At 40.8% G+C, this 24,450-nt stretch carries 23 protein-coding genes and 2 riboswitches; of the genes, 7 read left to right on the top strand and 16 right to left on the bottom strand.

The genetic code is table 11. The annotated features are described in order from the left end of the window. Window position 1 precedes the first annotated feature (1 nt). The gene (recA, locus tag LH29_RS18575; protein ID WP_045032639.1) at window positions 2-1,033 is read right to left on the bottom strand and encodes a recombinase RecA; all 1,032 of its coding nucleotides are present in this window, start codon (window positions 1,031-1,033) and stop codon (window positions 2-4) included. A gap of 12 nt (window positions 1,034-1,045) precedes the next feature. Further along, on the bottom strand, window positions 1,046-1,510 hold the full coding sequence (gene bcp / locus LH29_RS18570) for a thioredoxin-dependent thiol peroxidase (RefSeq protein ID WP_045032637.1): 465 nt from the start codon (window positions 1,508-1,510) through the stop codon (window positions 1,046-1,048). 153 nt (window positions 1,511-1,663) lie between these two features. On the opposite strand from bcp, the gene LH29_RS18565 reads away from it, so the two are divergent. From LH29_RS18565 to floA, 4 genes are read left to right on the top strand one after another with little or no spacing between them, the layout of a single operon-like run. Then, window positions 1,664-3,112, top strand: a complete 1,449-nt coding sequence (locus tag LH29_RS18565) for a tetratricopeptide repeat protein (protein WP_045032634.1) — start codon at window positions 1,664-1,666, stop codon at window positions 3,110-3,112. Further along, a complete protein-coding gene (locus tag LH29_RS18560; protein WP_045032632.1) occupies window positions 3,109-3,387 on the top strand; it encodes an ATP-dependent Clp protease adaptor ClpS in 279 nt (92 codons plus the stop codon). Before LH29_RS18565 ends, LH29_RS18560 begins: the two co-directional genes overlap by 4 nt. Window positions 3,388-3,392: 5 nt before the next feature. Further along, on the top strand, window positions 3,393-3,863 hold the full coding sequence (locus LH29_RS18555; protein ID WP_045032627.1) for an NfeD family protein: 471 nt from the start codon (window positions 3,393-3,395) through the stop codon (window positions 3,861-3,863). Between the two features lie 3 nt (window positions 3,864-3,866). Then, a complete protein-coding gene (floA, locus tag LH29_RS18550; RefSeq protein WP_045032624.1) occupies window positions 3,867-4,853 on the top strand; it encodes a flotillin-like protein FloA in 987 nt (328 codons plus the stop codon). A 1,587-nt stretch (window positions 4,854-6,440) separates the two neighbouring features. On the opposite strand, the gene cbiB is transcribed toward floA, so the two are convergent. The 9 genes from cbiB to LH29_RS18505 form a co-directional block, all read right to left on the bottom strand. Continuing rightward, on the bottom strand, window positions 6,441-7,367 hold the full coding sequence (gene cbiB, locus LH29_RS18545) for an adenosylcobinamide-phosphate synthase CbiB (RefSeq protein ID WP_045032621.1): 927 nt from the start codon (window positions 7,365-7,367) through the stop codon (window positions 6,441-6,443). Continuing rightward, entirely contained in the window at window positions 7,360-8,835 is a 1,476-nt protein-coding gene (locus LH29_RS18540; protein WP_045032619.1) for a cobyric acid synthase, read from the bottom strand. Before LH29_RS18540 ends, cbiB begins: the two co-directional genes overlap by 8 nt. Next, complete coding sequence (cobC, locus tag LH29_RS18535) at window positions 8,828-9,376, bottom strand: alpha-ribazole phosphatase (RefSeq protein WP_045032617.1); 549 nt, start codon at window positions 9,374-9,376, stop codon at window positions 8,828-8,830. Before cobC ends, LH29_RS18540 begins: the two co-directional genes overlap by 8 nt. Continuing rightward, a complete protein-coding gene (locus tag LH29_RS18530) occupies window positions 9,373-10,134 on the bottom strand; it encodes an adenosylcobinamide-GDP ribazoletransferase (protein WP_045032615.1) in 762 nt (253 codons plus the stop codon). Before LH29_RS18530 ends, cobC begins: the two co-directional genes overlap by 4 nt. A 324-nt stretch (window positions 10,135-10,458) precedes the next feature. Then, window positions 10,459-11,463, bottom strand: coding sequence for a nicotinate-nucleotide--dimethylbenzimidazole phosphoribosyltransferase (gene cobT / locus LH29_RS18525; RefSeq protein ID WP_045032613.1), 1,005 nt, complete (start codon window positions 11,461-11,463; stop codon window positions 10,459-10,461). Window positions 11,464-11,584: 121 nt separating this feature from the next. Beyond that, on the bottom strand, window positions 11,585-12,112 hold the full coding sequence (gene cobU / locus LH29_RS18520; RefSeq protein WP_045032611.1) for a bifunctional adenosylcobinamide kinase/adenosylcobinamide-phosphate guanylyltransferase: 528 nt from the start codon (window positions 12,110-12,112) through the stop codon (window positions 11,585-11,587). A gap of 122 nt (window positions 12,113-12,234) precedes the next feature. Continuing rightward, the gene (locus LH29_RS18515) at window positions 12,235-12,627 is read right to left on the bottom strand and encodes a DUF4430 domain-containing protein (RefSeq protein ID WP_045032609.1); all 393 of its coding nucleotides are present in this window, start codon (window positions 12,625-12,627) and stop codon (window positions 12,235-12,237) included. A gap of 3 nt (window positions 12,628-12,630) precedes the next feature. Next, window positions 12,631-13,935: a PKD domain-containing protein gene (locus LH29_RS24050; RefSeq protein WP_052671076.1), complete on the bottom strand. Its 1,305-nt coding sequence runs from the start codon at window positions 13,933-13,935 to the stop codon at window positions 12,631-12,633. 15 nt (window positions 13,936-13,950) lie between these two features. Next, window positions 13,951-15,885 carry a TonB-dependent receptor gene (locus LH29_RS18505; RefSeq protein ID WP_045032607.1) on the bottom strand — a complete coding sequence of 645 codons (1,935 nt, stop codon included), beginning with the start codon at window positions 15,883-15,885 and terminating at the stop codon, window positions 13,951-13,953. 79 nt (window positions 15,886-15,964) lie between these two features. Beyond that, a riboswitch (cobalamin riboswitch) is annotated at window positions 15,965-16,182 on the bottom strand. Between the two features lie 264 nt (window positions 16,183-16,446). Here LH29_RS18505 and LH29_RS24670 point away from each other — a divergent pair. Next, window positions 16,447-16,605 (top strand): hypothetical protein, encoded by a 159-nt coding sequence (locus LH29_RS24670; RefSeq protein ID WP_157493757.1) that lies wholly within the window; start codon window positions 16,447-16,449, stop codon window positions 16,603-16,605. 11 nt (window positions 16,606-16,616) lie between these two features. On the opposite strand, the gene LH29_RS18500 is transcribed toward LH29_RS24670, so the two are convergent. The 4 genes from LH29_RS18500 to truA all read right to left on the bottom strand — a co-directional run bounded on the left by LH29_RS18500 (window position 16,617) and on the right by truA (window position 20,335). After that, window positions 16,617-17,417, bottom strand: a complete 801-nt coding sequence (locus LH29_RS18500) for an ABC transporter ATP-binding protein (RefSeq protein ID WP_045032605.1) — start codon at window positions 17,415-17,417, stop codon at window positions 16,617-16,619. 1 nt (window position 17,418) lies between these two features. Beyond that, the gene (locus tag LH29_RS18495) at window positions 17,419-18,429 is read right to left on the bottom strand and encodes a FecCD family ABC transporter permease (protein ID WP_045032603.1); all 1,011 of its coding nucleotides are present in this window, start codon (window positions 18,427-18,429) and stop codon (window positions 17,419-17,421) included. Window positions 18,430-18,448: 19 nt separating this feature from the next. After that, window positions 18,449-19,255, bottom strand: coding sequence for an ABC transporter substrate-binding protein (locus LH29_RS18490; protein ID WP_045032601.1), 807 nt, complete (start codon window positions 19,253-19,255; stop codon window positions 18,449-18,451). A 71-nt stretch (window positions 19,256-19,326) separates the two neighbouring features. Continuing rightward, window positions 19,327-19,512, bottom strand: a riboswitch (cobalamin riboswitch). A gap of 46 nt (window positions 19,513-19,558) precedes the next feature. After that, on the bottom strand, window positions 19,559-20,335 hold the full coding sequence (truA, locus tag LH29_RS18485; protein ID WP_045032599.1) for a tRNA pseudouridine(38-40) synthase TruA: 777 nt from the start codon (window positions 20,333-20,335) through the stop codon (window positions 19,559-19,561). Window positions 20,336-21,068: 733 nt separating this feature from the next. Here truA and LH29_RS18475 point away from each other — a divergent pair. Beyond that, window positions 21,069-21,440 (top strand): Hsp20/alpha crystallin family protein, encoded by a 372-nt coding sequence (locus tag LH29_RS18475; protein ID WP_232302862.1) that lies wholly within the window; start codon window positions 21,069-21,071, stop codon window positions 21,438-21,440. A gap of 630 nt (window positions 21,441-22,070) precedes the next feature. Here the strand turns inward: LH29_RS18475 and LH29_RS18470 are convergent. After that, on the bottom strand, window positions 22,071-23,039 hold the full coding sequence (locus tag LH29_RS18470) for a hypothetical protein (protein ID WP_198152500.1): 969 nt from the start codon (window positions 23,037-23,039) through the stop codon (window positions 22,071-22,073). 412 nt (window positions 23,040-23,451) lie between these two features. On the opposite strand from LH29_RS18470, the gene LH29_RS18465 reads away from it, so the two are divergent. After that, window positions 23,452-24,447: an AAA family ATPase gene (locus tag LH29_RS18465; RefSeq protein ID WP_045032819.1), complete on the top strand. Its 996-nt coding sequence runs from the start codon at window positions 23,452-23,454 to the stop codon at window positions 24,445-24,447. Window positions 24,448-24,450 lie beyond the last annotated feature (3 nt).

Raw genomic sequence — 24,450 nt, 5'->3', positions numbered from 1 at the left:
TCTATTCTGTGGTGGTGGTTACTGTTCCTGTAATGGCTTCAATAATTTTCGTCTCCAATTCCTGAGCAAGCTCGGGATTATCGATTACCAACTGACGCACAGTTTCACGGCCCTGCCCCAGTTTTGTTTCACCATAACTAAACCACGATCCACTCTTTTTAATAATATTGTACTGAACGCCCAAATCGATGATCTCGCCCGATTTAGAAATTCCTTCGCCATACATAATATCAAATTCAGCTTTACGGAATGGCGGTGCCACTTTGTTTTTCACCACTTTTACACGAACGTGGTTACCATTCACTTCGTCGCCATCTTTAATTTGTCCGATACGACGAATATCCAAACGCACCGACGCATAAAATTTAAGTGCGTTACCACCGGTTGTTGTTTCCGGGTTACCGAACATTACGCCGATTTTCTCGCGTAACTGGTTAATAAAAATACAGCAGGTTTTTGTTTTGTTGATGTTGGCAGTAAGCTTACGCAATGCCTGCGACATCAAACGTGCCTGAAGTCCCATTTTTGAGTCGCCCATTTCGCCTTCCAGCTCGGCTTTTGGTGTTAATGCAGCAACCGAGTCGATTACAACAATATCCAGCGCTCCTGAACGGATCAGGTTATCGGTAATTTCCAAAGCCTGTTCACCGTTATCGGGTTGCGAAATTAGAAGTTCATCAATATCAACACCCAGTTTACGGGCGTAGTACGGATCGAAAGCATGCTCGGCATCTACAATTGCGGCAATTCCTCCTGCTTTTTGAGCTTCAGCAATGGCATGAATGGCCAGGGTTGTTTTACCCGACGATTCAGGACCATAAATCTCAATAACACGGCCTTTCGGGAATCCGCCAACGCCTAAAGCTACGTCAAGCGCAATAGATCCAGACGAAATAGCGGGAACATCTTCGTCGGCGCGATCACCCATGCGCATAATAGAACCTTTACCGTAGCTCTTTTCAATTTTATCCATTGTAAGCTGAAGCGCTTTCAGCTTTTCCTTGTTCATTTGAGCTCTCTCCTCTTTTGTCATGTTCAGAATAGGTTATAGATTTAATGTTTCAATAATCTGATTCGTGTGATCTTTTGTATTTACTTTTTCGAAAATTTCGGCGATTACGCCCTCTTCGTCAATAACAAAGGTTTTTCGTAAAACACCCATGTATTCTTTGCCATAATTCTTTTTTAAGCCCCACGCGCCATAAGCCTCCAGAATTTCTTTTTCAGTATCGGCAATCAGGTTAAATTTAAACCCAAATTTGTCGATAAATTTCTGATGCGATTTTTCACTGTCGGGGCTTACTCCCACTACATCAAAACCTTTTTCCAACCACGCGTCGTAGTTGTCGTTTAAGTTACAAGATTCGGCCGTGCAACCGGGAGTATTGTCTTTCGGATAGAAATAAAGGATCAGTTTTTTTCCGGCAAAATCTTTAAGAGCGATCTTCTCTCCATTTTGATTTTTACCTTCAAAATCCGGCGCCTTATCTCCAACTTTTAAATCTGCCATGTCTTACGAATTATTCAATTTTACAAATATAGTTTAATAAATGATAAATCTCAGCTCAATTCTGTATCTTAGCTGCTACTTCAGTTTAATTTAATCTCTAAAAAAAATTGATTTTTTGTAGCTTTACAAACATAAAACAGAACTGGTTTTTATATGATTTTTAGAAAGGTTTTAGCACTACTAACAATATTCTCTATTTTTTTGTTTGCTTCCGACAGCGTTTTTGGAGCTAGCCAGGAAAATCCGTTATCGCAAGCCATTCGTTTATACGAAGAAGGCAATTTTGCCGAGGCTGAATTGATTCTGAAAAAGCTGCTGGATGAAAAGCCCGACCACCTGATGGTTAATTACTATTATGGGGCCTGCCGTACCGAAAACGGACATTACGGAACCAACGAAATCATTTACTTGCTGAACGGCAGTCTGGGCGAAGCGCCTTTAAAGACAAACTATTATATTGGTGTTCAGTACCACGCCCAAAACCGTTTTCAGGAAGCATTAAATTACTATAAATTATTCAGTAATAAAACCGATGAGGCAACGGCACAGGAAGTTGGACTTGCAGAAAAAATGGAACTATGCCGCGAGAAAATCAATCCGTTTGAGCAACGAAATGAAGCACAGGAAGTTGCTGAAACTGCAGCGGGCGATGTAATGCCGGCAGCTGTGCCCCGCACAACTGAACCCGAGCCATTTAATCCGGTTATTGGCGAAATGGTTATCGCTACTGAAATTTCGGATTCAACAGAAGTTATTGCCGCAAACGATTCGATTTTGATGGACTCAACCATTGCTGATTCAATCATTCCTGAGCCGGTAGTTATTGAGGAACCAACCGAAGTTGAGATTTTACCGGAGCCGATAAATTTTGTAGTGAATGCAGAGATTACTTATCCCGACACTACTTTTTTCAAAACAAAAAAAGGTTTAAAACTATATACCGAAGGAACTGCGAAACAGGAAGAGCTGGAGCAAACGATAAGCAATACAGATAAACTGCGAAAACAATACGGTGCCACAACATCGTACACCGAGCGGCAAACACTCGGCAAACAAATTCTTGATAACGAAACAAGTATTTTTCAGCTACGTGCAACTGCGGAAGAATTGCTGTTAAAATCGCAACAAGAAGAAAATTCGTTCTGGCAAAACGCTTCTTACGAAGAAATAGATGCCTTCCATAAACAGGCCGATGAGTATTTAGCAGCTTACAAATCTCAGTTAGTCCCGAAAAAACCGGATTCGATTATACTGGTGGCGCCATCAGTTGCACCGATAACAAGAACAACAAGTAGCAAAACCGAAGAAACAACAGAAGACGAACTGATTTATAAAATACAGTTGGGCGCCTATAGCCGTGGATTACCACCCTATGTAAAACGATTATTCGACAAGTTATCCTATATTCGTAAAATTGAGAATTACACCGACGAAAAAGGCATTGTGGTATACACTACAGGAAACCTTACAAACTACGACGATGCACTAAAAATGCAGGAACAAGTGCGTAGAGAAGGTGTAGAAGATGCCTATGTTGTGCCGTATTTTAACGGAAAAAGAATAACTTTGAGTGAAGCTAAAGAAATTGCAAACGACAAATGACGCAGAAAGAGACAAAAAAGATCCCAAAGGGGGATTTCAGAGAAGGAGTTGTTGAAGAAAATTTCCTGACTTTGCACAACGACGATGTGCACACATTCGATTATGTTATTGATGCTTTGATTGACATTTGCAACCACGAATATGAACAGGCGACACAATGTACAATGCTGGTTCATTACAAAGGCAAATGCGATGTAAAAAAAGGAACTTTTGATGCACTAAAGCCACTGAAAGATGCATTGATCGAACGTGAATTAAACGCAACTATTGACTAAAACATATGAGCATTCTTGCTATTATTTTGCTTATTCTTCTCGGCCTGCTACTATTGCTTATCGAGTTTGCAGTAATCCCGGGAGTTACCATCGCCGGAATTGGCGGTTTTCTTCTTTTAGGAGGAGCAGTGTATGTGGCTTTTGCCGAATACGGAACACTTGTCGGTTTTATAACACTGGCCACAGTCCTTATTCTTGCACCGGCTATGATTTACTACTTTTTTAAATCGCGGACAGGAAAAAAAATGATTCTGGAAAAGAACATTGTTGGAAAAGTTGACCTTATAAACAGGGAGAAAATTGTAGTGGGCGAAACCGGTAAATCTATTGGAAGATTAGCACCAATGGGAAAAGTAAAAGTAAATGGCGAAATTGTGGAAGCCCAATCAACCGGTGCTTTCATCGACCACAATACCGAAATCAGAGTTTTAAAAATTGAATCCAATAAAATTATAGTTGAACCTTTAAATAAATAAAACATGATAGTAGAAGCAGTAGGCGCCTGGGGATTAATAATCGGGGCAATCGTATTACTTTTTATAATCCTCTATTTTATCCCAATAGGATTATGGTTTTCAGCGTTGGTATCTGGAGTACGAATTTCACTCCTGCAGTTATTCTTAATGCGTTTCCGTAAAGTACCTCCTGGAGTAATTGTTCGTGCAATGATTGAAGGAGCAAAAGCCGATGTTGAATTAAGTCGCGATGCTTTGGAAGCACATTACCTGGCCGGTGGTCACGTAGCAAGAGTAGTTCATGCATTAGTATCTGCCGCAAAGGCAAACATTGAACTGCCTTTTAATATGGCAACCGCCATCGACCTTGCGGGTCGCGATGTTTTTGAAGCCGTACAAATGTCGGTAAATCCGAAAGTAATTAATACTCCTCCTGTAACTGCTGTATCGAAAGACGGTATTCAGCTAATTGCAAAAGCAAGGGTAACGGTTCGGGCCAATATTAAACAATTGGTTGGTGGCGCCGGAGAAGAAACCGTTCTCGCTCGTGTGGGTGAAGGAATTGTTTCGTCAATCGGATCATCGCATTCACATAAAGCAGTTTTGGAAAATCCGGATTTTATTTCGCGCGTAGTGCTTGAAAAAGGGTTGGATGCTGGAACAGCATTTGAAATATTATCGATTGATATTGCCGACATCGACATAGGTAAAAACATTGGAGCAGTGCTTCAAATGGACCAGGCTGAGGCAGACAAGAATATTGCCCAGGCTAAGGCAGAAGAACGCCGTGCTATGGCAATTGCCCTGGAGCAGGAAAATAAAGCTACAGCACAAGAAATGCGAGCTAAAGTTATTGAAGCCGAAGTTCAGGTACCATTGGCCATTTCGGAGGCCTTCCGTAGCGGAAACCTTGGAATTATGGATTACATGAAATACAAAAACATAATGGCCGATACCACCATGCGTGAGTCGATTGCTGATGAAGATAAAAGCAAACCAGACGATCAATAAAACGCATTAACGATAAAATAGTGAAGCCCGTTGCAACTTGTAGCGGGCTTTTTTAATGCAATTGTTTCTAAAATTTTTTCCAAAGCTTAAGCGTTTGTTAAAATATCTGTCTTTTTAGACGATTTTAGATCCATTTTGATGCCAGAACATGTTTTTCAGCATATCTTTGCAGCATAAGTTTTAGTTCATAAGTTTAGGTTTGATTAGTTTTATTGGTTTAGTTAGTGGAAAGGATGAGTGTTGACTCATCCTTTTTTTATGGCTTATTCCTGATACAATCTCTTCCACCCCATTATTTTCCATCTATAAATTCACCCGATAGATTTTCTTTAAGTTCGCATAGATTTAAAATATGTTATAAAACACATTTTTTTAACATTCGGGTAACTTCCGGTTCACATACGCACCTTATCTTTGCAGTATAAGTTTTAGTTCATAAGTTTAGGTTTGATTAGTTTTATTGGTTTAGTTAGTGAAAAGGATGGGTGTTGACCCGTCCTTTTTTAGTTTATACCAACCAGACTCCAATAGCACCTGGTAGTCACCCACTCTTTACATTTCATCTATCAGCGAACTGACTTTCACATTTAGCCACTTTTCCATAGAACATATTTAAATCAGTTTACATTCCTACAGAATTATATTTTGAAAAAATAACTGTTTCAGAAATTGCAGAAAGAGGATCGTGTGTTAAGTAAATTCCTATTTTTTTGGATACTTCATTAGTTGAAAATTGGGATATTTTTCACGTTCTTAATACGTATTTAACATCGGAAATAACACAAACGCGTTCGCAAAAACCAGGTTTTGAAAGTATTTCTACAGGCCACAACCGACGTTAAACACTGATATTCTGACAATTAAAACACAGGACCAAACAATTCCGATCAATTTGATTGATGATCCATAAAGTTAAAATATGTTATCGTGTGGCATTTTAACATTGCATTAACTTCCCTTCGCCTTATTCGCCGTACATTTGTAGTACAAATTTAGTTCATAAGTTTAGGTTTGATTAGTTTTATTGGTTTAGTTAGTGAAAAGGATGGGTGCTGACCCGTCCTTTTTTTATGACCTCAATTAAAATCAAACATATCTTTTTGCCGCCTTTCACGTATTTAAAATTACATTTTAATATCTAATTGCAATATTTGAACGATAGATGGCATTTATTGCTCATAAATAATAACAATACGATATTCGACAACTTAACATTAGATTAACTTTTGTTTCGAAGAAAGACCTTACATTTGTACTATAAGTTTTAGTTCATAAGTTTAGGTTTGATTAGTTTTATTGGTTTAGTTAGTGAAAAGGATGGGTGTTGACCCGTCCTTTTTTTATTTTAACCCAAACAGTAGATTTCACAAGCCATTCAACACCGACCAACAATCTCCCAATAAATTTTCCTTAAGTGGCAATAGATTAAAAAGATGTTATAAAACACATTTTTTAACATTAGGATAACCTCCAATTCATATTTACTCCTTACATTTGTCATACAAGTTTAGTTCATAAGTTTAGGTTTGATTAGTTTTATTGGTTTAGTTAGTGAAAAGGATGGGTGTTGACCCGTCCTTTTTTTGTTTATACCCACCAAAGCACAATAATTCCAATAAACGCCATCGTTACTGCGAAGTTGATTAAACATGCTTTGTAAACATCCTTTGAAGATACCGGCCTTGGATTTTCGCCAATAAAAGGCTTTTCAACCAGTTTTCCGTGATAACGGTTTGGCCCCCCGAAACGACAATTCAGTATACCGGCCAGGGCAGCCTCCGGATATCCTGCATTTGGACTTGAATGCTTCCTGCCGTATTTAACGATGAATTTAATGGCCCGGAAGTTAAAACTAACTGTAGCCATTAAAATCGCAGTAAGTCGTGCGGGAATAAAATTCAACACATCATCGAGCTTTGCAGCAAAAAAACCAAAATCTTTGTATCGTTCGCTTTTATAGCCGATCATCGAATCGAGGGTATTGGCCATTTTATAGGCCAGCATTGCAGGCACTCCGCCGATGAAATAAAAAAACAGGGGAGCAATTACCCCATCGCTGAGGTTTTCGGCCAGTGTCTCCAAAACTGCTGTTCTTATCTGGTTTTCGTTTAACGTTGCTGTTTCGCGGCCAACAATCATCGACAATTGCTGCCGACCGGCTTCCAATCCTTCCTTATCCAGTTTTATTACCACGCGCAATGCTTCCTGAATAAGCGAGCGGTTGGCTAAACCATAGAAAACCAGGATGGAGGAAACCACGAGGTACAGGTTTTGATAGGCAGCTAAAACCATTAACCCCAGTTTAAAAACAAAGTAAGTGGCAAGAATGAGGCAAGAAGCCAGAAACGCACCTTTTAGCTTTTTGTTTTTGCCCCGGTTCAACTTTGCTTCACCAACAGAAATTGCGTTGCCAAATAAACGAATGGGGTGTGGCAGAAAATGAGGATCGCCAATCAGACAATCAAGTGCAAAACCCGCCAGCAGAGGAATAATTATAGTAAGATGTTCATTCAATTTCCATCGATTTATAAATGTACGCCATATCAACATTTTCCCTGATTAGCTGCGCCAGTTTGTCGTATTGAGTTTCTTTAAATTGCCGGAAATCCATTTGGGTTGCCAGCTGTTTCCCCGACTCTTTTAAAATTCGGTTAACCACGCTGATATTATCAAAAATGCCATGAATATAAGTCCCCCAGGTTCGTTCATTCAGGAAATAACCATCCTTCTTTTGGCCGTTTACCAAACAAGCCGGGCTTTCCTGCTTTGCTATTGTTTGGCCCATATGAATTTCGTAGCCCTTACCTACCTCGCCGTTTTGAAAAGTAAACGAACACTGTTCTGTTACCTTCTCTTCAGTCAAAATAGTTTCAACCGGTAAAATTCCAAGACCCGGAACTTTTTCAATCTGTCCTTCCACATGATGCGGATCAGCAATCCACTCGCCCATCATTTGAAAACCGCCACAAATACCGTAAACAGCTTTTCCCTGATCGTGCGCCTTTTTCACCGCCATTGCCATTCCCTGCTTTTGCAGAAACAGAATATCTGAAATCGTATTCTTTGAACCGGGCAATAGCACAATATCGGCCTCATCGATATCTTCGGGCGATGCGGCATAAAACAGGTTTACTTCCGGTAATTGTTCCAGAAAATTAAAATCGGTGAAGTTTGACATGTGCCGCAGCAAAACCACGGCAATATTTGTTTTTCCTTCAACCGCCTTAAACTGTTTTTTATCTACAACCACCGAATCCTCATCATCAATATAGATGTCGCGAAAATGTGGAATGATACCCACGACCGGCACACCACAAAGTTCCTCCAGTTTTTTTGCGCCATCTTCAAACAAGGTAATATCGCCTCTGAATTTATTGATTACGATGCCTTTCACCAGTTTGCGTTCCTGCTCGGGCAACAGCATCATGGTACCGTAAACACTTCCAAACACACCACCTTTGTCGATATCAGCAATAAGATAAGTGGCTGCATTTTTCTCCACAGCCACCCGCATATTCGTGATGTCTTTTTTCCAAAGATTAACTTCCGAGATACTACCAGCACCTTCCACAACAATCGGATTAAATTCGTTCTCCAGTCGCGAAAAAGCATTCATTGCTTCGCTGAACAGAAAATCGCGGTCGGTTTCGTTAAAATATGCTTTTGCCGATTTATTGGCCCAGGGTTTACCATTCAACACAATTTGCGAATCCATGTAACCGGTTGGTTTCAATAACACCGGATTCATCTCCACACGGCAATCAATGCCACATGCTTCGGCCTGAACAGCCTGTGCCCGACCAATCTCCAAACCATCGGGAGTCGGGAAACTATTCAGCGACATGTTCTGTGCTTTAAACGGAGCCGGACGTAATCCATCCTGTTTAAAAATCCGGCAAAATCCGGCATTAACAACACTTTTTCCCACATCGGAGCCGGTGCCGACAAACATTATCGGGCGGTATGTTTTTGTTTTAGTCATGTTTATCTAATTCGAATACGGTAACACTGGCATAAGCCGGTTTAAAATTTTCAAAGAGTTGTGAAATGGGTAAATTTTCGATCACACTTTTTAATATGCGGATTACTCCGGCGTGGGCAACAACGGCAATATTACCGGCGTTTAATTTTTTTATTTCGTTGACACAAGCTGAAACACGCGCCACCATTTCGGGGTACGATTCGCCGTTTTTCGTTGGCAAAGTTTGATAATTGTCCATCCAGGTTTTTCCTTCAGGTTGAGCGTATATATCGTCCCAGGGCAACATCTCCCAGTCTCCAAAATTCAATTCTTTCAAACGCGTGTCAAATTGAATCTCCTCATTTGGGAAAAGATTTTCGGCCAGTTTCCGGCAACGTAACAAGGGGCTCGACCAGACGGCATCAAAACTCACCTGCTCAATATCCTGTAGCAAGCGTTTTTGTTCTTCATGAAATGTTTCGGCCACATCAACATCGGTTTGCCCGTAACAAATTCCGGGTTTTACATTTACGCTGGTATGTCGGATCGCGTAAATCTTCATCCCATATTTTGATAAGCGAGAATACACAAATAAAAAAACACTTCGCAGAGTTGCTGCAGGGCCCCCAACACATCGCCGGTGTAGCCATCTAATTTGCGGGTGATATAGTTTCGGAAGAAAAAAGTTACGATGAGCAAAACGGCGACCACCAAAACCGTTTCCTGCCAGGCAAGAAACAGCAACGAAAATCCGCCCGTAACCAAAGCAAATAACAATGAAAATAAAGAATCGGCTTTCCCGACAGGTTTGGTTTTGCTGCTTGCATCTAACCTTGCATATACCGAAGAGTAGATGAGCAACACCGGGAAGACACGACTTAATGCATGCCCGGCAATTAAAATGAAAGGTATTCTAATGGCATCGACATGCGATAAGGCCAAAAATTTTATCGCCAAAACCGACAATAGTCCAACAGTTCCGTAAGTGCCTATCCGGCTATCTTTCATTATTTCCAGAATACGTTCGGGCGTGTAACCGCCACCAAAACCATCGCAAAAATCGGCGAAACCATCTTCATGAAATGCTCCGGTCAACAATATGGTGGCCACCATGCTAAGTGCGACTGCCAGCGTAACAGGCAGCACAGCGCCAATAGCAAAATAAACCACTGCCCCAACTCCTCCAACAATCCATCCGATTACCGGAAAGTAGCGCGTTGATTTATTCAACATCTTCTCTGACCATCCTTCGATGCGCCCAACCGGGATTCGGGTGTAAAACATCAGGGCCGTGAGGAATATTTTTATCTCATTTCTCATGTGTCGCTTATTTCTGCCAAAATCATTCGGATTGATTTGCCATCAACCTTAGTTGTTTCTTTTCCTACCATGGTTGTTCGCTTATCAACCTCAGATGTTTTTATATCATCTTTGGTTGCTTTGTAATCAAACTTAGTTGATTCATTTCCAACCTTTGTTGATTCATTTCCAACCTTAGTTGATTTATTTCCAACCTTGGTTGATAGTCTTCCAACTTAGGTTGTTTGATTTCCTACTTAGGTTGATTGACTATCAACCTGTGTAACAAAGTTATATCATCACTTTATGGATCCAACAAAACATTGCTTTTTATAAAGCAGGCGTTTAATCCTTATTGCTCACACCGGCGTCTTCCATGCTGCTCATTTCGTTCAGGAAATTAACAGCCGATTTTACCAGCGGCATCGCAACGGCAACTCCGGTTCCTTCGCCCAGTCGCATTCCCAACTGCAGCAGCGGTTTTGCCCCAAGGTGCTCCAACATCAGCTTATGCCCTTTTTCGTCGGAACCATGGCAAAATACACAATTATCTTTTACGGCAGGATCCATTTGTACTGCCGTAAGCACAGCAGCCGTAGCAATAAAACCATCTATAAGGATAAGCATATTTTGTTTTTTCGCTTCGAGGTAAGCTCCCGTCATGGCAGCAATTTCGAGGCCTCCGAAAGTGGCCAGAATTTCTTCGGGTGTGGTTGGATTGTATTTCCCTGCAATTTCTTTTAGGATTCTGGTTTTTCGATCTACCTGCTCATCTTTCAATCCTGAGCCACGACCGGTACAAGCTTCCATAGAAATGCCCGTAAATTTGTGCATCAATAACGACGAAGGCGAGGTATTTCCAATTCCCATTTCGCCACAACCAATAGTATTGCAACCAAAGGCCGCTTCTTCGCGAACTGCTTTTGCTCCTGCTTCCATTGCTGCTCGGCATTCTTCCGCGGTCATGGCCGGTTCTTTTCGCATATTACGGCTTCCGTTTGCCACTTTTGCGTTAATCACCGGAAGTTCTGCCGGAAAACTGTAATCAACACCCACATCGTAAACTTTCAGCTCCAACTCGTTCTGACGGCAAAAAACGTTAATCGACGCACCTCCGGCGCAGAAGTTCATTACCATTTGCCAGGTAACATCTTTTGGGTAGGGGCTGATGCCTTCGTCGGCCAGACCATGATCGGCAGCAAAAATCAGGTGAGCCGGTTTTTCTATTTTGGGAGACAGGGTGTTTTGAACCATCCCGATTTGCAGGGCCAGGTTTTCAAGCAAACCAAGCGATCCGATTGGTTTGGTTTTGTTATCGATTTTGTGTTGAAGTTGATCTTTTAATGTCATTGTTTTATTTTTTCTCGCAGATTACGCGGATTACCGCAGATTTTATTTTGAACACGAAGACTCGAAGAATATTTCTCTCGCAAAGGCACCAGGACGCGGAGGATTCTGAAATCTTAATTCGTTAATCTTCATTCGAAATTCCTTTGATTTGAACAGGTATTCCGGAAACCATCAGAAAGACTTCGTTTGCTGTTTTGGCAATGTACTGATTCATCCAGCCTTGCAGATCGGCAAACTTACGGGCAATTTCATTTTCGGGATGAACACCCATTCCCAACTCATTGCTTACCACAAAAAGCGTCATATCCTGATTGATAAATTTGTCCCACTCGTGTTTGGCTACTTCCAGACTGGCATCTACATCGTTGCTGTTCTGATAAAAAATATTGGTCAGCCACAGCGTGATACAGTCAAGCAGTACTGTTTTTCCGATCATGTTATGTTTACTGATTTCCAGCTCTTCCTCGATGGTTTGCCACTGTTCGCCACGATCGGACTGATGGCGTTTTACCCGCTTATGAAAATCTTCGTCCCAGATACGGGCAGTTGCCAGATACACCGGTGCATCGGAACTATCCTCTGCACGTTTTTGTGCAAAACTGCTTTTACCCGAACGCTGACCGCCTGTTATAAATGTAATTTGTGTCATTCTTTAAAATTGAATTTCAAAAGTTACAAAAAATCAAACCCCGGTACACGACCAGGGGTAATCATTATCATGTGCCTTGAGTGCCACACTTAGGGAAGAAACTGCTATAATTATTCCTATAGCTATTTGTCTTCTTTCGAACTGCAAACATCTTGTTTATATATCCAGGTTATTTTATCGCCGTTTTCAAGAGGCTGGTCGATGGCAATCTTTTTGGCAGGCTCGCCATTAATTTTGTAGTACCAAACACTTTGGTTCGGCACACCTTTTACACCATCAATTTCATCGACAAAAACATATTGCCCCACGGGGTGTGTTTTTACTTCCGCAACAAACTGGAGGGCTTCCAAAGCCGAAAGCCCTTCTTTCCAATTTGTCTCGATTTTCAGTTTTGGATGTTTCAACGATCCAAAATCTATTTCAACAGTAACCTTATCTCCGTTGCCGGCAAAAGCCGATAATCCGACAAAACAGGCCAACAGCAGATTAAGGCAAAATATTTTTGGGTTGTTCATTGCTTATTTAATATCAAGTAACATGAATGGCGCAATACCTGTTTCAAACTCGTTCAGCTCAGTTCCGTCTGGCGAGTATGTTATTACTGAACCATTTGAAGTTACATTGTCAGAGAAGAAACAAAACAGTTTATTATCGTAGTATCCCAAACCATTCAGGCCATTCACTCCATCGATGAATTTTTCAGCCTCGAAACTTTTTGATGCTACATCGAAAACAGACACACCTCCAGGCATTCCGTAGCCGCCGGTTGTTACGATATATAATTTCGAGAAGTCATCATTAAACTCAAAAACATCAACGTAGTTCATGCTGCTTACTCCTTCCAAATCGTATTTGGCTTCAAATTCATCAGTAGAAGTATTGATATAACCGATTCCTGTTTGAGTGGTCTCATCGCCGTATGCTACTCCCAGATTGATGTACAGGTTATCCTGATCATCCATTTCAAAATACGAAGGGATGTTACCTTCAGGAAGATCGATGTATGAAACTTCATCGGTATCTAAGTCGATTACTGCAACTTTATTCGTATAATTTAATGCAGCATACAATTTATTTCCAGCGATAGCCAAACCTTCAGGACCATAATGCACAGGAATAGTTTTCACTACTTCTCCCGCAGTTAAATCCACTTTGGCAATGTACGAAAGAGTAGGATCGTTATACACTTTGCCTCCCCAGCATGAAACATACAAGTAATCACCACGTGCCTGACAGTTGCGTGGGCCTACAATCTGATCGGTGATTCCATTTTCTGTCTGCTCAAATGTTTTTGCATCAACCCAAAAAACCTGATCGGCAGTATTTCCCATCATATAAATTTTGCCGTTGTAGTTATAGGCAAACTGAATATTTGAAGTGATATCCAATCCATTTACCGAATTGTAATAGCTATTAACCACCTCATCAGTATATTTATTGTAAGCTGTAATGGTCGATTTATCTCCCGACCAGCTACCGGCGTTAACAATGTAGGCCAGTGATGCGTCAACATTCACCTGGTGAGTGATCGTATTACTCAACTCTCCATTCACCGCAATCAACGTAACATCATAAATACCCGGCTCGGTGTATATATGAAATGGGTTGGCTTCTGCTGAAGTTGCATTGTCGCCAAAGCTCCACTCATAACTTGCTGCCTCTGATGAAGTGTTAGTAAAGAACACAGTATCTCCCGCCTGAATATTCTCCTCGGGAGCATAAGTAAAGCCGGCTGTAACACTTGCCGAATCATTGTCGTCGCATGCAGTAAAGGCAAAGGCCAACACCGCCAAAAACGTCAAAATTTTAAATTGTTTTTTCATTTTGTAGTTTGTTTTTTATTTGAATTTATATGTGATGCTCAATCGGTAGGCGATGCCGGGCATGGCATAGCCCCAACTTGCCTGGTAATCGGTATCCAGCAGGTTGTTGATCATTCCATTTATTCGAATTTGATTCTGTCCGTCGATTTTCCAGTTGTAACCAACAGCCACATTCATCAGAAAAAAAGCATCCAGAACATTTTTTTCTTCCTCATCAGTAAATTGCTCGTCGTTGTAACTTCCGTCAACTGTGAAATCGAATTTGTTATAAGCTACCGTTGTGAAAAAATTACCGGCGTGAAGCGGAACATATTCCAACTGACGGTTAAGCGCGTTCGTGTTATTTTGCGACTTTTTTCGCTCTGCAGAAGTATAGGTATAATTCAGTCCTGAATTAGCTTTTAGTCCGAAAATGTTATAGTTCCAATCGGTCATAAACTCCAAACCTTTGCTTTGCACATTTTGCACATTCGCGGCATACCAATATGCTCCTCCGTTTTTCCAGAGAATCCAGTCGTCCACATTCATCAGGAAAGCATTCAGTTTTACATTCCCGGAGATGTCTCCAACGCAGTAGCTCCATTTTGTGCCGAATTCGTAACTCATTCCTTCTTCAGGATTCAGATCGGGATTTCCGCCGGGCACCCAGAAGCGGTCGTTAAAAGTTGGAACACGATAACTGCGTGCAATATTTCCGGTAAACCGAAGCACATACTTTTCTTTTGAAAGCGCCAGGTAGTTCAATCCGAACGAAGGCGTAAAAGGAACGTCGAAATCGGTAACATAACCATAGCGTAAATTTAGAGTTGCGGTTAAACGGTTAAAAAAACGATGATAGTACGAAGCATACAAGTCTACCCGATCCTCGTGTTTCAAAGATTCGGAATAAGCATAAACCGTTGGATAAATACGGGTAACTTTTGCTCCGGCTTTATAACTGGCCTGATGCGAAAAATCGTGTTCGACAAAAGCCTCGCCAATTATGCGTTGGGTTGAAATGGTATCAGAAGTATTTTCGTTGCTAACGGCATTATCATATACATACCCGCCGTTAATTTCGAATTTGAAGGGATTTTTGCGGTTTTTATAACCTGTCCAGATACGCACATGATCATTGTTATACTCTTCGCGCAAATCCGGATTACTCAGGTTGGTTTGCATATTTTGCTGAACCAGATGCCAGTCTTTCTCCAGCCAAATATTAAAGATGAAGAACTCGTCCTTGTCGAACTTATAATTCAGTTCCTGCAGTAATCCAATATTTTCAATAGCTGCATTGTGCTGCTTATCTTCTATTTCAAAAATATTGTTTTCGAAATCACGGTAATTGGGATTCGTGAATTTAAAATCATTGTTTTTCGCATAATAATATGCTCGTGTAACGGCTTCAAACCTTCCGTTTCCCCAAAACAGTTTTGTTCCGTAAAGCTGCTCACCAAATGAACCGTTTGCAATGCGGGCTTCGGCCTTAAAACCGTTGGTCCAGTTGTTTTGCAGGCCCAAATGAATGGCTCCGCCAATACTCCCTGATCCGTTTACAGAACTGGCACTACCAAACTGCACCCCAATTTCATCGAAAAGATAGATGGGTACATTATTAACATTGGAGTGGCCCAGCGTAAGCGAATTAATATTTATTCCGCCAAAATTAAAACTGGTATGATCGGGTGCCGATCCGCGAATACGAATAGTGGCCAAACCACCTGCATTGGTTTTAAAGGCAATGGGTAAACTGCGCGAAAGTAATTGCTCCAGGTTTCCATCCTGCGCTAACGAAAACTGAGTGGCATTAATACGTTCGATTTTAGCTCCCGACTGGTATTTCTGAAGCTTTCCATAACTCACTACTTCCTCAACCTGAACGGTGTCGAACACGGTAAAAGCCTGCTGCGCCACTGCACTTTGAGCCAGCGCCCACAATACGATTCCAAAAACTACAAACCTCCTCATTATTAGAATTTAAGGAGCTTTGGATAAATCAATGAAAAATACGGATATATTTCTCAAGCTTTTATCCCGAAGCTTAATTATTTACTATTGAATTTATGGCAGGTCTTCTGGCTCATCCCGGTTATTGATGCCTTCCCTCCCGATTCCCTCGGAAAGTGGCTTATGGTTCAATAACACGATCCGTCAAACGACGGATAGGACTTACAGCTGCGGGTACAGCTCCGGTTTTTCACCGGATTCCCTTTTCATCTTATTTCTGATACAGAAATTTTAAGAACCTAAATTCACCGACAAAGATAGTCACATTTTTTAACAACAATGATTTTATTGAAAAAGATACACAGGAAATAGCATTGACTTATTAACAGCACTCGACACCCCCACCCAAACGCCTGTACAGATGACACTTACACGATTATCACAATGGCAAATTGTGAATTAAGATTGATTTAGCACACCACTAAATATTCTAAAATACTTTAAAATTCCTGAAAAAGTTAAAACACACTAAATAATTGCATAGAAGTTGTTTACAGCTGCTGAAACAGAAAAACTACAGAGATGAAAGTAAGTAATAGAAAAAGCAGAAAAGAATTTCGGAATTTAATTAAACGTAACAATTTAATGAATCGTTTTATCCGGGATATTGAACGCGAAGAGCCGCTGGAATTTGACACTATGCAAACCATGATGGTTTATCAGCCGGTGCGCGTGCGATAATTTTTCGGGAATCAACTTTTTTCAATCACCTCCTCCGACACCAAAAATACCACCGGTTTATTTGAGATGGGATTGGTGCGCACCACTACAACCGTTTCGTAAACAGCTTCAATGTCGGCATAATTAAGCACTTCAACCGGCAGTCCCTTTTTACGAATATGGCCTTCCTGCATCATAATCAGCGAGTCGCAATATTCGCCGGCCAGGTTCAGGTCGTGAATAATCATCAGAACGGTTAATCCCAGTTCGCGACTCAACCGACGGATGAGATTCAAAGTTTGTACCTGGTGCGTGATATCCAAATGCGAAGTTGGTTCGTCAAGCAAAAGCAGATCGGGTTCCTGTGTTAATGCACGGGCAATGCCTGCCAGCTGCTGCTCACCGCCGCTCAAAGCGTTCATGTATTTACCTTTGAGCTTGTCAACACCGGTTAGCTTCATGTATTTTTCGGCAATTGCAAAATCTTCTTTCGTCTCGAAAAACTGAAATTGTTTGTGATATGGAATGCGCCCCATCAATACATATTCCTCTACGGTCATGCTGCCGATTTCGATATTCTGCGTAACAATGGCAATATTTTGAGCGCGCTGCTTCAGATTCATTTTTCGCGTATCCAACCCCTTCAACTCCATTTTTCCTTTCAACGGAGGAAGCTCTCCTGAAATTCCACGAAACAAGGTTGTTTTTCCGGAACCGTTTGGACCGATAATCCCCACAAAATCGCCTTTTGCCACATTAAAACTCACCTCCTTCAGTAAAAACTTACCGGGATAACCGCAGGAAAAATTAGTGATCTGAAAAAACTGTTCCATGCTAATTCAGTTTGAAATGTGATTTTGAGCGACTCAGTACAATAATAAAAACCAAACCACCAACAAAACCGGTAATTACCCCAATTGGCAATTCGTTTGGTGAAATAATGGTTCGGGCAATCGTATCAGAAAGAATTAGAAAAATGGCACCTCCCAAAAACGAACCGGCCAAAAGAATACGGTAATCGTTACCGATAATCAGTCGGATTAAGTGTGGAATAACCAAACCAACAAAACCGATAACTCCGGCCACAGAAACCGCAATTCCGGTGAGCAGCGAAGCCACAAAAAAGAGCAATTTAATGGCTACTCCGGTGTTTATTCCAAGATGTCGTGCTTTTACTTCTCCCAGACGAAGCGCATTTAGCGTTTGTGCAAAAAAGTAGGAAATAACCAGCCCCGCCAGCGATGAATAGAAGGCAATGGCGATCAACGAATTGTTTGATTCATCCAACGAGCCCATCACCCAGAAAACAATATTATGCAGGTTTTCGGTGGTGGAAATCGACATCAGAAACATCATGGCAGAGGAGGATACAAAACTTACCATCACACCAATCAGCAACATACTGTTTATGCTTAAACCTCCACGTTTTATACTTAACAGATACACGACAATGAGCGTGACAAGTGCTCCCAAAAAACCAAATGCCGGAAGCGAAAAAAAGCTCAAGGTATTCAGTCCGAAAACAATGGCAATGGCCACACCCAGTGCGGCACCGCCGGAAATTCCGAGCGTATAGGGCTCAACCAGCGGATTGCGGTAAATGCCCTGCAGCACCACTCCCGAAAGGCTTAAAGCACCTCCAACTCCGATGGCCATCAATATTCGGGGAACACGAATTTTTGATAAGACGGTATATTCAATGCTGCCTGTATCCGATAATATTTGTGGCAGTTGCATCAGCGACACTTTTATTTCTCCGGCCGATAATGAAAACAAAACAGACACCACCAGCAACACCAGTAGTGCGGCTAGAAAAAGTATCCATTTTAAATATTTGCTGTTCATTCGTTTCAAAATATGGGATTTACTCGCTTATAAAACGGTAAACATCTTTCAGTGCACTTGCAAAATTGGCCGGCGTTGGGCTACACGATGTTTCGGAAGAAATCAAATAAACTTTGTTGTTTTTCACAGCCTCCATCCCTTCGTAACTGTTCCACACTTTTTGTTCCTCCTTACCAAAACCTCCCATTTCGGCAATAATTATCACATCCGGATTTTTAAGCAAAACACTTTCACGCGTTAAAGTACCGTGGGTTAATCCCGCGGCAATATTCGTCGCATTACATAAGCGAATAAAATCGTTCATAAAAGTATTGTCTAACACCGAAAATACCGGATTGGCACCTATTTGAAAAAATATTTTTGAAGAAGGAAGCTGCTTCGCTTTCTCCTGAATTTCACTTACTGTTTTTCGGGCTTTTGCAACCACTTCTGTCGATTGATCTTCGCAACCAATCAAGTCTGCTATTTGCTGTGTTTGCTCACAAATTTCGTCAAAGGAAATCGGTGTTTCCAACACCTCAACACGTAACCCAAGTTTTTCAAGAGTAGCAATATCTTGTGGTTTGGTCAATTTCATGGTCAACACCAGGTCGGGTTTCAATGCGAAAATTTTCTCCACATTTACATCTACAGTTGATCCAATTTCTTCAATACCATCATTTAAGGCCAGCATACAATAACTCGTACAACCAACCAGTTTATCTTTTCCGCCAACCAGGTAAATATTCTCGGTAATCGACGGTGCCAGCGAAATTACGCGGTTAACGTTCTGTGCAAACACCGAAAAACCGGCAAGCAGCAATACAACGAGTATTTTAATCTTCATCCGTTTAAAATTAACAGGAAATCAGGTGCAGAAATCAATAGATTGATTCCCGAAACTTTGTTCCCGAAGTTCGTTCATCTAAATTGTTGGCAGGTCTTCTGACTTATCCCCATTGATCATTGCCTTCCCGTCATTGGCTGAACCGACAGTGGCGTGAGTAATGATCAGTTTCAGGATTTACAGCTGCGGGTACAGTTCCGGATTTCCACCGGATTCCCTAAACGCTTTTGCGCGCAACCAACGGGCACAAAGATAAATAATTTTAAAGAGAATGAATGCTAAATAACGACAGTTGCCTAAAATTCAGGATTTGAAATAATCTAAGGATTTGCGTATCAGTTTTTCAGGATACCCAATATCCACCAAAAACAATCCCTGTGCCGGAGCTGATGCGCCGGCCGAACCACGGTCCTGCTTTTCAATAATCTCGCAAAACTGATCGATACTCAGTTTGCCTTGTCCTACCTCCAGCAGAGTTCCTACAATGGCGCGTACCATATTGCGTAAAAACCGATCGGCTTTAATTGTAAATTGTAATCGCTCGCCGCGCTGCGTCCACTCGGCCTGCATTATTTTGCAGTTGTTGGTCTTTACATCCGTATGCAGGCGACTAAAACTTGTAAAATCAGTGTAGTTAAAAAGCTTTTGTGCTGCCTGGTTCATTTTCTCCACATCGAGCGGTTTCAGGTATTTGTGGCTCGTTTCAGTAGCAAACGGATCTTTTTCAGTTGAGATAAAATAATGATAAGTTCGTGATATAGCACTAAACCGGGCATGCGCCTCCGCATCAACCGGCCAAACTTTTTGCACGGCAATATCCGAAGGTAAAAAGCTGTTGAGTTTATAAACGATATCCAGATTTTTGGGAATACCATTTTCCGAATCAAAATGCAGGATAAAAAACGAAGCATGCACTCCGGTATCGGTTCTTCCGGCACCAACCACCTCTATTTTCTCGCGCAGGATTTTTGATAGTGCATCCTCCATCACCTCCTGAACAGAAACGGCATTGGGCTGGATTTGCCAACCATGATAATTAGTTCCTTTATAACTTAGTTGTAAAAAATAGCGTTGTGGCATTGTTCTCGTTTATCAGGGCGTAAAATTACAGAAAAAGTTGAAAGTTGAGATGAGCTAGGCGGGCCGAATTGCAAATCGGGCTTAGCCAAATCCCGACCACAGCGTCGGGACCAAAATCAATATAAGTTTGTACAAAAAATAGCCGCCTCTCTTTTTCAGAGAGGCGGCCCCAGTTAACCCCAAACACGCGACTTCAGAACGAAGCCTAAAAGTTTTTGAAAGTATTCATTAACTTTTGTCAATCCTATCCCTTGAGTTTCTAATGCAATATCAGCGGTTTTATAAGCAGTTTTTATCCTCCAAAAAGTATCCGTTGTTAAAACTTATACTTAACATTTTATGGAGTTAAAACTTTTCATTGTTTGTTTTAATTTGGCGGCCCTTTAAATGGGGCGTCAGGTTTATTTAATAAAATTAATGTATTAATTCATTAAAAGCAAGAGCGATAAAGATGTTGTTTAACAATAAAGGAGACAAGCTGAAATTTTGACATTTTACAAAATCCTGACTTTCAACAACATTTAAAAAACACACCAAACCAACTGACAGCCAGACAGCTAAATCTGAAATATTTTCAGAAATTCCGGTATGGTATACCTTTTGATTTTTTGTTACTGAAAGTTCAATGAATTGTTTAACCAAAAAGTTAAAGGAGGATAAAGTCATGAAATTAGCAAAAAGAAACGAACCGTATTTTCCATCAGTCTTTGACAGGTTTTTTAACAATGAATTGATGGATTGGAATCACTCGAATTTTTCGAGCACAAACACTTCGTTACCGGCAGTTAATGTAAAAGAAACCGACGATGACTTTGTTATCGAGGTTGCAGCTCCGGGAATGAGCAAAAACGATTTTAACGTGAACTTTAAAAATAACGTGCTCACTATTTCGTCTGAAAAGAAAAACGAAAAAGAAGAAAAGAATGAAAACTATACACGTAAAGAGTTCAGTTACCAATCGTTCCAACGTTCATTCACCGTTGCTGAAAACGCTGTAGTTGGAGAAAAAATTTCGGCCAAATACGATAACGGCATTTTACATATTGTACTGCCAAAACGCGATGAAGTAAAACCACAACCTGAAAGACAGATCAAAATTTCGTAATGATTAATAAAAACGTCGCTCAGAATTTTTGAGCGACGTTTTTATTTGATTGCCTTCGGAAAGAAAAGTTCATAAACCCCGTTTCTTTTCTAAAACCCATTGAATTGCTGCATCCATTGTATTAAAAGGCCGCGATTCATACCCCCGGTCGTGAAGCCGAATCAACATGGGATATACAATATCTTCAGGATTCTCGGTAACTATTGCAATTCTTTTATGCTCAAAAACACTGGGATTTTGCCTGTAAAATTCCGGAATTTCGATATGCTGCCCCGGCTCAATATCAAAATGAGCAGACCGATAGTCAAGAATAAATCCAATAGTATCTGCCGGAAATAAGTTCTTCCTTATGCATCCAGCCAGGATTCTTTCACATCGTTAATGGTTATTAAACCGAAATAGGACTTAAATACAATACAATCTTTGTATTCATACTTAAATTTCTCTGCATCCATAGAAGTCTTTAGTTGTTTTGCGTCGGTATAAAGCTACAAAATAAGATACACCAAATTAAAACCCGGTTAACTTTTACACCGAATTGGCGCTAAAATTAAAGTACAGCATCAAATAAATACTATAATCGTTTTAAAGCCGGTTCGTGCGTTTACAGCATAGTATATTTGCAGTAACTCACCCCTTATCTCTTAAATAGTTACCCTTTTGTTTTTCGAACCGTATCTTGAAGTATATCCGGTATAAATCATCGTCATCATAATAATCTATCCAATCAATATTCGCCTTACCAAACTGTTTGGTAAGTTCATACCCAAACGTTACCCTCCCCCACGAAATTTCTGTCCCGAGGCGGGTGTCGGTTTTTAATCCTGCCCGATGCAAACGAAAATCTCCGGAACCAATAAAATCAAACGAAAACAACCTTTTTGAAAGTGGAAACCTAAAAAGATGTAGGGTCATATCATTTTCAAAAAAAAGCCAGTTCCCGGCATACTCGTCGCATAAATTCACGCCTAATTCACTAACTAATGTATGTGGAGTATAACCCGATTTTGGAAACAGATTCAAATAATAACTCACTGCCGGGTTAAAATACATGAAATGAGTTAACACATCGCGTCCTTCAAGAATTTGTCCATGCTGTTTCCCAAAGCTATCAATGATTTTGTGAATTCCGCCGGCACCATCATTTCCTCCCTGAATCCACAAAGCCAATCCGGGAATCGGTTCTTTCTTGTTTAAAATACCGGGGCCTCCCGACAATTGGATGGCCAGGTTGTTCGTAAGAAACTTTACCCACGAAAATTCAGCGGTACTAATTTCGGTAAACGACTCTCCTCTGTAATACCGTCCATTTTCATCAAAACGCTGGCTATATTCCCGTTGCGTATAAAGGTCTGTCCTGATTCCAAATGAAATTAAGCGCTTCTTCTCTGTTTTATGATTGATAAAAGCCTTCACCAAAAACGATGAAGTAAATGCCACATCGTTTGAATTGCCGGAAAAAAGCAAATCAATGTCATTTATATGCTGAACCAGTATATGACTCTTTTCAAAATAAGATTCGTTGCCATTTAAAGTGCTTTGCGAAAAACAGGTATTAGCGCACAGGAGAATAACGATTATAAAAACGATTGATTTCAACACTATTTTTTCAATTCATGAATTAACATTTGGACATGCGTACCGATGGTGATACCGGGCAGTCAATATATAAACACAATTTCGAATATGTACACCACAACAGATTTTACAGGAACTTGTTTAATTATTTTTAACACTACTTTCTATATCAGATGAACGCTGCGATTATACATCAGCACAAAAAAGTAATGTGCCGATTACAATGCTTAGCCGCAACAACTTCATAGCATCAAAAATACTTTAATCAGAGCATAATTTCTTAATAAATTCCTAATAAGCTGTTATTCTTTGTTAACATCATAATTTGTTTCGCTGTTACTTAATTTTTTTTAACAAAAGAATAGGGAAATAAATTTCATAATGCCTTAAATTCGTGCCTTCGAAAAAATTAGCAAATAAATTTATAAAAGATATGAATCAAGCAGTTGATATCAAAGAATTGAACGAGAGAATACAGAGAGAGAGTTCGTTTGTGGATATGATTTCCATGGAGATGAACAAGGTGATTGTAGGACAAAAACACCTGGTTGAAAGTTTGCTGATTGGCTTACTTTCCAATGGACACATTCTGTTGGAAGGTGTACCGGGATTGGCAAAAACACTTGCCATTAAATCCTTGTCGCAAACCATCAGTGCTAAATTTTCGCGTATTCAGTTTACACCCGACCTGCTGCCTGCCGACGTTTTGGGAACAATGATCTACAGCCAGAAGAGAGAAGAGTTCAGCATTAAAAAAGGACCGATCTTTGCCAACTTTGTACTGGCTGACGAGATTAACCGTGCTCCGGCAAAAGTACAATCGGCACTGCTCGAAGCCATGCAGGAACGCCAGATTACCATTGGCGACGAAACCTTTAAACTGGAGGAACCATTCCTGGTAATGGCAACACAAAACCCCATTGAGCAGGAAGGTACGTACCCGCTGCCTGAAGCGCAGGTCGACCGTTTTATGCTGAAAGTGGTGATCAACTACCCGAAAAAAGAGGAAGAGCGCCAGATCATCAATCAAAACCTTTTGGCACAGTTTCCTGAAACATCAACAATTCTGAAACCGGAAGATATTATCAAGGCCCGCAACGTGGTGAAAGATGTTTACATGGACGAAAAAATTCAGAAATACATTGTTGACATTGTATTTGCAACACGCGAGCCCAACGAATATAAACTGGAAAAATACAACGATATGATCGCTTACGGAGCATCGCCAAGGGCAGGAATTAGCCTGGCACAAGCTGCAAAAGCTTTTGCTTTTATTAAGCGCCGCGGTTATGTAATTCCTGAAGATGTGCGTGCCGTTTGTCCGGATGTGTTGCGTCACCGTATTGGGCTGAGCTACGAAGCCGAAGCCAACAACATTACACAGGAAGAAATTATTACCGACATATTGAACCAGGTAGAAGTACCATAGTCG

Origin of the sequence: Draconibacterium sediminis (assembly GCF_000949475.1) — a bacterium.
Classification (GTDB): domain Bacteria; phylum Bacteroidota; class Bacteroidia; order Bacteroidales; family Prolixibacteraceae; genus Draconibacterium; species Draconibacterium sediminis.
Note: the sequence above shows the minus strand (reverse complement) of the source record. Positions and strands in the feature narration are given on the sequence as shown.